Consider the following 7,428-nt stretch of genomic DNA (forward strand, 5'->3'; position numbering starts at 1 on the left):
AGGTTTGATGAAGGCGGGGTACTTGTTGAAGGTGGAACGGTTCGATGCCCTCACGCACGAGATCGACCGCCTGGTGCGCGAGATCGATGCGCACTATACGACGCACCTTCAGTACAGGTTCGAGGCGCGGCCCGCAGGTCTCGCAATCAACGGTACGGTGTTTTGAGCACTGGCGTGCAGACCTGTCCGCCAGCCCCTTATCTTCATCCGTTCGCGAGGGCAGGCTCTGGTCCGTACGTCTCGCTGACGATACTGCCGTTGTCGAGTTTCAACACGCGGTCGGCAAGCGGGAAATAGCGGTCGTCGTGCGTGATGACGACCACCGTCTTCCCCGCGAGACGCAGTTCGGGCAGCAATTGCTCGTAGAACACGGCCTTGAATGCAGGGTCCTGGTCGGCGGCCCATTCATCGAAGAGATAGAACGGCCGGTCCTCAAGATATGCGATCACCAGCGCAAGGCGCTTGCGTTGCCCTGTGGAAAGCGCGCGCGTGGAGAATGCGCCGTCCACCACTTGCACCTTGTGATCCAGCGCCAGCTTGCCGATGAGTGCGTTCGCGCGGGCATCGGCCTGGGCACGGGAAGGATCGTTCGGATCGACGATGCCAAGCAGAGCATCGAACAGATGGAAGTCATTGAAGACCGCCGTGAAACGCTCGCGATAAGCGGGGCGTTCGAGCGACCCCACCGGCTTGCCATCGACTTCGATAACGCCGCCCTCCGGCTCATAAAGACCTGTCAGCACCTTCGCGAGCGTGGTCTTGCCGCTGCCATTCCCGCCCACGATAAACACAAGCTCCCCAGGCCTGAACGTCAGGTCCACGGGTCCGATGCGGAACATGCGTTCGTCTCGTTCGTGGAAGTACGAATGCGTGACACCACGCAGGGTCAGTGTCTTGAACGACGCTTGAGAAGCGCTCGATGACGGCGGCGTCTGAACGTCCGGCGTGGACAGTCCGCCGAATTCCGCCATCACCTTTTCGATCCGGTCGAGCGACACGCGCGCCGCGTTCACGGTCGGCAGGTTGTTGAGCAGGCCATCGAGAGGCACCAGCATGAAGAGGAACACGATGACGTAACCGGCTGCGGACGGGGTATCAGCACGGACGCCCAACGACGGCCAGAAAGCGGCAGCGCCCAGGAACACATAGAACACGAAGATGATCCAGCCCACGCCAACGGCATAGGCACTGAACGCCCGCCGCCGATGATCGCGCACTTCGCCAATCGCCAGACCCAATTGTCCATCGACGAATTGGGTTGCGCGCGCCTGATGCAACTTCAGCTCCTTCGCACCGGTAAACAGCGCGCCGAGATAGCCGAACAACTTGTCTTGCGACTTGCCGGCCGCTTCGAGCGAGGCGATCGCGCGTTTGTCCCCGGTGTAATAACCGAATGAACCGACCACGATGGCGGTCAACGCAAGCAGGCACACCGGCAACGACAGCCACGCGAGATAAGCGAGACACCCGCACACGATGGAACCGTGCATCACGATGTTGGGCAAGGCGAAGAACAGCATGGAGACGTTGGTGGCGTCATCGGTCAGGACCGATTGCACGGGCGCCGCGCCAATACGTTCTACATCGCGCAACTCGGCGGTCGCGACGCGCTTGGCCACGCGTTCGCGCAATTGCGCCATCGTGTCCTGCGACAGCCGCGCAAACAGGACGCCCGACACGATCCGCGTGGCGAGCGCGACCACCGCGCACAACGCGAACCGCCATGCAAGCGTGCTATCCGCCGATGAAGGCTGCGACAGCGCGCGGTTCAGCGTTGCAACCAGCGTCACGCTTGCAACGCCATTCAGCACGCACGCGGCGATGGCGAGCGTGAACGCGCCGCGTGAACGCTTGAGCAGCGTCAGGATCAGGCGCGAGGCGGGCTTGGGTGGCGCGCTCTCGTTCGAGGTGGCGTCGTAACGCTCGGTGGCTGGGGTCATTACGTTTGGCGAGTGAGAGAAGCACGGTGGCGCGGAATGCGCCTCTTGCCTCATTGACGTTTGAGCGGGGGAAATATTTAGTCGCGCGTATCTGTTTCAAGCCTTTCGCGTGAAGCCCGGTATTCGGCCCCGAAAATAAAGGTAAATATTCTTGTGCGCAAATCGTCATCCCAATGAAGCCGCAATTCCTGTGGCCATTGAGCGGGCCGAAACGGCCAGGCTCAGAGGACTTCACGCCCATGACGACGCACACGACCCGTTTCCCGACCGCGCTGCATCTGCGTATCAGCGCGTTGGCGCGCCTTGCCCCTGATGCGCCGGCGCTGACATCGTTTTCGCCAGTGGAGACGCGGCTTTCGCGTGGCGAGCTGGACCGGCGCGCGGAACATCTGGCGTCGCGGTTGCGCGCGGCGGGTGTCGGGACGGAGGTGCGCGTCGGTGTGTGTGTCGAGCGTTCGTGTGAGTTGTTCGTGGCGCTGCTGGCCGTGCTGAAAGCGGATGGCGCGTTCGTTCCGCTCGATCCTCATCATCCGGCGGCCCGACTCGACTGGATCGTGAGCGATGCGGGTTTGTCGCATGGGATCGTTGACGTTGCGGCGGATGAAATGATGCGTCAGCGGTTCGCGCACTGTTTGACGGTATCGAACGTGAGGGAGTCGTTAAGCGTAGAGGTTGGTGAGGATAACGATGAAATATTCGTCCATCCACGCGCCGCTGCATACATGATTTATACATCCGGCTCCACGGGAACGCCGAAGGCGGTCGTGGTCGAGCATGGGCCGCTTGCCGCGCACTGCGACGCGTTGACGGCAGCCCTGCCTATTCAGGCGGATGATCGCTTGCTGCATTTTGCATCGGTCAATTTCGATGCCGCGCATGAATGCTGGCTCGCTCCGCTTGCCGCGGGTGCGAGCATCGTGATTACAGATCCGCTGCCGTTCGCACCTGAGGCCGCGCTTGCGATGATCAATCGCGAACAGGTGAATATCGCGGCTTTCCCGCCGGCTTATCTGCGTGAATTTGCTGCGCTTGCCGAACGATCCGGCGTGCCCGCGTCTTTGCGTGTGCTTGCGTTTGGCGGTGAGGCGCTGTCAAAGGATGCCTTCGAAACGGTTCGGCGTGTGTTCCCGGCGGTGCGGCTCGTGAACGGATACGGGCCGACCGAAGCCATCATCTCGCCAATGTTATGGCCCGTCGCGCCCGATGTCACGCCGGATCTCGCAGGCGATGATGCTTATGCGTCGTTGCCGATCGGATGGGCTATCGGGCCGCGCGTGGTAGGTATCGACGGTGCGCAGGAAGCGGGGGATGTGGGCGAATTGCTGCTCGGCGGCGCGTGTATTGCACGCGGTTATCACGGCCGTGCGGCGCTTACCGCTGAACGTTTTATTCCCGATGCATCCGGCGAGCCGGGTGCGCGGATTTATCGAACGGGTGATCGTGCGCGTCAACGGGCGGATGGCGCATACGACTATCTTGGCCGTATCGATGATCAGGTGCAGGTGCGCGGCGTTCGCGTCGAGCCGGGCGAAATCGCCGCGTGTTTGCGGGCGCATCCGCTGGTCCGCGATGCAGCCGTGCTCACCGATTCAACCAATGGCCGCACCGTGCTGACAGCTTGCATTGTGACGGCAGATGCGCTGGACGATGCAACGATCAAGGCATATCTGGAGCAACGCTTGCCGGATGCCTGGCAGCCGCATCGATACACACGCCTCGACAATCTTCCATACACGCTCAACGGCAAGCTTGATCGCGAGGCTTTGAGGCACGCGGTAACGGCGCTGGTGTTCAAGACCGATTCGAACCAAGCACCGCAAACCGATACCGAACGGTGGCTAGCAGCATGCTGGCAGCGCATTTTGAGCGACCCGTTGCCTTTTGGCCGCACGGATCGCTTCTTCAACCGCGGCGGTGATTCACTTGCGGCAATGCAATTGCAAGCCGCGATCCGCAGCGAACATAACGTCAATCTGCGGCTCGATACGCTATTCGATGACCCCCAGCTCGATGCACTTGCGGCGTTGATCGACAGCAGCGAGCGTGAATCCGGCCTGGTTCACGTTGCATTGAAACGCATGCCATCGATGCCGGCCAATGCGAGTTTTGTTGATCGGCCAGCGTCGTTCGCGCAGCAACGTTTCTGGGTGCTTGCGCAGACGCAAGATGCGGGATCGGCTTATCACATCGCGGGACATTGGGCGCTTCGTGGCGCCCTGGATTCCGAGGCGCTGCAACGCGCGCTGGATCACGTCATGGAGCGCCACGATGTGTGGCGTACGACTCTTGTCGAGAACGATGATGGCGTCGTCATGCAGCGTATCCATGCGACGTTGCCGGTGCGCATCGGCCACGTGGATCTGCGTCATCTGAACGACGCCCTGCAAGACGAGCAAGCAGACCTTCTCGCGCAGGATCACGCGGCAAAACCTTTTGATCTTTCCGAAGGCCCGTTGCTGCGCGCAGAATTAGTGGCGTTCGCAAACGATTCACACCGGCTGATGCTCGCGGTGCATCACTCAGTCAGCGATGGCTGGAGTTCACGCTGTGCATTCGATGAACTCGCGGCCGCTTACACGGCGTTCGTCGAAGGTCGCGATCCCGCCTTACCAATGTTGCCGATCCAGTACGCGGACTACGCGCAGTGGCAACGGGAGGTAGTCGAAGGCGCAGAGGGCGCGCGCCAGATCGAGTTCTGGCGCAAGGAACTCGATACCGCGCCCGAGCCGCTTGCGCTGCCTTGCGATCGCACCCGTCCTGCGGAACGTGATCATCGCGGAGGGCGGGTGTCGTTGCGGCTGGGTGCACGCACGTCAATGGCTGTGCACGAACTTGCGCAGCGCGTACATGCGTCGCCGTTTGCGGTGCTGCTCGCTGCGTTCGATGCCTGGCTTTATCGGCTGACGGGCGCAACGGATCTGGTTGTCGCGGTGCCGGTTGCGGATCGCCAGCGCGCGGAAACCGCGCCTTTGATCGGGTTGTTTTTGAATACGCTCGCGTTGCGTACGAAGGTTCAGCCGATCGCGTCGTTCGAGGTGTTGCTCGACTCCGTTCGAGCGGCTTCGCTTGCTGCGTTCGCTCATCAGGACGTGCCCTTCGATCAGGTTCTGGACGCTGTAAAACCGCCTGTGCGTCGCGGCGAAGAATGGCTGCGCGTGAAGTTCGCCCAGCAGTTCGATACGGAGATCAAAGCCGCATTGCCCGGCGTGTCCGCCATTGCAACGCCCGGTCCTGACCTCGCAGCGCGCTTCGATTTCGCGCTCGACTTCACGGTCGATTCGCGCGGCATCGAACTGGTGTCTGCCTATGCACTGGATTGCATCGATCCCGCCACGGCAGAAGCTTGGCTTGCGAGCTTCGCGGCTCTTGTGACGGATGCCGTGCGTGATCCGAAGCTTGCCGTTGCGCTGCTCGATTGCGCCGGTACTTCCGATGTGCGAATGCGGCGCATGTTGGCTATCGAGGGCAAGGACGTTCTGTCGCTCATCGCCGCTCATGCGGTTTCAACGCCCCACTGCGTGGCGGTCGCCGACGAAACGACTCAACTGACATGCGCCGAACTCGACGATGCATCGGACCGCGTTGCGTTCGCGTTGCAACAACGCGGTGCAGCCATCGAGCAGCCGGTCGTGGTGTGCATCGAGCGCTCGGTGCGCTTTGTCGTGGCCTTGTTGGGCGTGCTGAAATCCGGCGCTTACGCGGTCCTGCTTGATCCCGCGATGCCATCAAAACGCCTCGCCGATGCCGCCGAAGCTTGCGGGGCGCGCCTGGCGCTCGTTTCGAAGGGACCGCGAAGCATTGCCAACGCGACGGTACTGGATATCGATGCCATCGAGCAGGATGTCTCGCTTTCCAACGCGGCCGCCCGTCGTGTTTCGCCGGTGCCGCACCAGGCCGCGTACCTGATCTTCACGTCGGGCTCTACAGGCACGCCGAAGGGTGTCGTGGTCTCGCATGGCGCGCTCGCGGACTACGTGCAGGGGATGCTTGACGAACTCGACTTCGCGCCCGGCGCATCCATGGCGATGGTTTCCACTGTCGCAGCCGATCTCGGACATACGACGTTGTTCGGCGCGCTGTGCTCCGGCCGCACGCTGCACTTGCTGCCCGCGTCATGCGCGTTCGACCCGGACCGTTTCTCCCAGGAAATGCGCACCCGAAACGTCGGCGTGCTGAAGATCGTGCCGAGTCATCTTCATGCGTTACTCGATGCGCAGCGTCCGGAGGACGTGTTGCCATTGCACGCGTTGATAACAGGCGGCGAGATCTTGCCGTGGGCGTTGGTCGACCGGATCGCCGCGCTCAAGCCCGGTTGCCGCGTGATCAATCACTATGGTCCGACTGAAACGACGGTGGGTTCGCTCGCTTGCGATACGTCGGTCTTGACGCAAGCACATTCACGAGGGCAATCGGTGCCCATCGGCCGGCCCTTGCCGAACGCGTATGCATGCGTGCTCGACGCATTCAGGTCGTGCGTGCCGGCCGGTGCGATCGGAGAGCTGTATCTGGGTGGTCCGGGCGTCGCGCGGGGATATCTGGGACGCGCGGCTGCCACCGCTGAAAGGTTTGTTCCCCATCCAGAGGCGTCGGGCGAGCGCCTTTACAGAACGGGCGACCGCGTTCGCTTACGTGCCGATGGTCAACTGGATTTCCTCGGGCGCCTCGACGATCAAGTGAAGATCCGCGGCTACCGGGTTGAGCCGGGTGAGGTGAGCGCGACGCTGCGATGCATCGACGGTGTCTCGCAAGCAGAGACGCTTGCGGTCGAACACGAAGGGCGCTTGCGCCTTGCATCGTTCGTCACATTGCATAAAAACAGCGTTCATACGGAATCGGCGTTGCGCGAAGCGCTCGCGCCAAGCGTGCCCGAATACATGGTGCCCGCCGTGCTTGTGGTGATGGACGCGCTTCCAGTAACGCCCAACGGCAAGGTTGATCGCGCCGCGCTGCGCGAAGCCGCAGCCACACCCGTAAGCGCTGAAAGTGACGGCGACGCACCTCGCGGACCGAGGGAAGAAACGCTCGCTGCCGTCTGGAAAGACGTATTGAAGGCGGAGCGGGTTGGACGCGCCGACAATTTCTTCGAACTTGGCGGCGACTCGATTCTCGTGCTTCAGATCATTGCCCGGTCGCGCAAACGCGGCGTGCGTTTCACGCCGAAGCAACTCTTCGATGGTCCAACTATCGCGCAACTGGCCACAGTCGCTACGTCAGTCGATACAGCGGCAGCGCCGATGGCGAGCGCGCCGGTGCGTGCGTCGACTGCTGTCCTGACGCCCGCGCAACTGCGCTTTTTTACGCTGGACATGCCGCAACGCGGGCACTGGAACCAGTCGGTCGAGTTCGATACGCAAACGCCGTTTGATCTCGATGCTTTCGCCCGCGCCTTCGATGCGCTGCTAACGCATCATGAAATTTTCAGCCAGCGGTTCGTGCAGAGCGCCGGCGGTAGTGGATGGTCGATCGTTCGAGCACCGAAGCCCTTCGA

The 7,428-nt window shown here is 62.0% G+C and carries 2 protein-coding genes; one reads left to right on the plus strand and one right to left on the minus strand.

All coding sequences use genetic code 11. The features are described from left to right. Positions 1 to 203: 203 nt before the first annotated feature. Positions 204 to 1,940, minus strand: coding sequence for a cyclic peptide export ABC transporter (locus tag ACFFAR_RS19040; RefSeq protein ID WP_174364921.1), 1,737 nt, complete (start codon positions 1,938 to 1,940; stop codon positions 204 to 206). A 239-nt stretch (positions 1,941 to 2,179) separates the two neighbouring features. On the opposite strand from ACFFAR_RS19040, the gene ACFFAR_RS19045 reads away from it, so the two are divergent. Next, positions 2,180 to 7,428, plus strand: a 5,249-nt coding sequence (locus ACFFAR_RS19045) for an amino acid adenylation domain-containing protein (protein WP_375508274.1), incomplete at its 3' end; no start/stop codon positions are given.

The sequence above is a fragment of the uncultured Caballeronia sp. genome (genome assembly GCF_964243625.1).
In the GTDB taxonomy this organism is placed as follows: Bacteria; Pseudomonadota; Gammaproteobacteria; order Burkholderiales; family Burkholderiaceae; genus Caballeronia.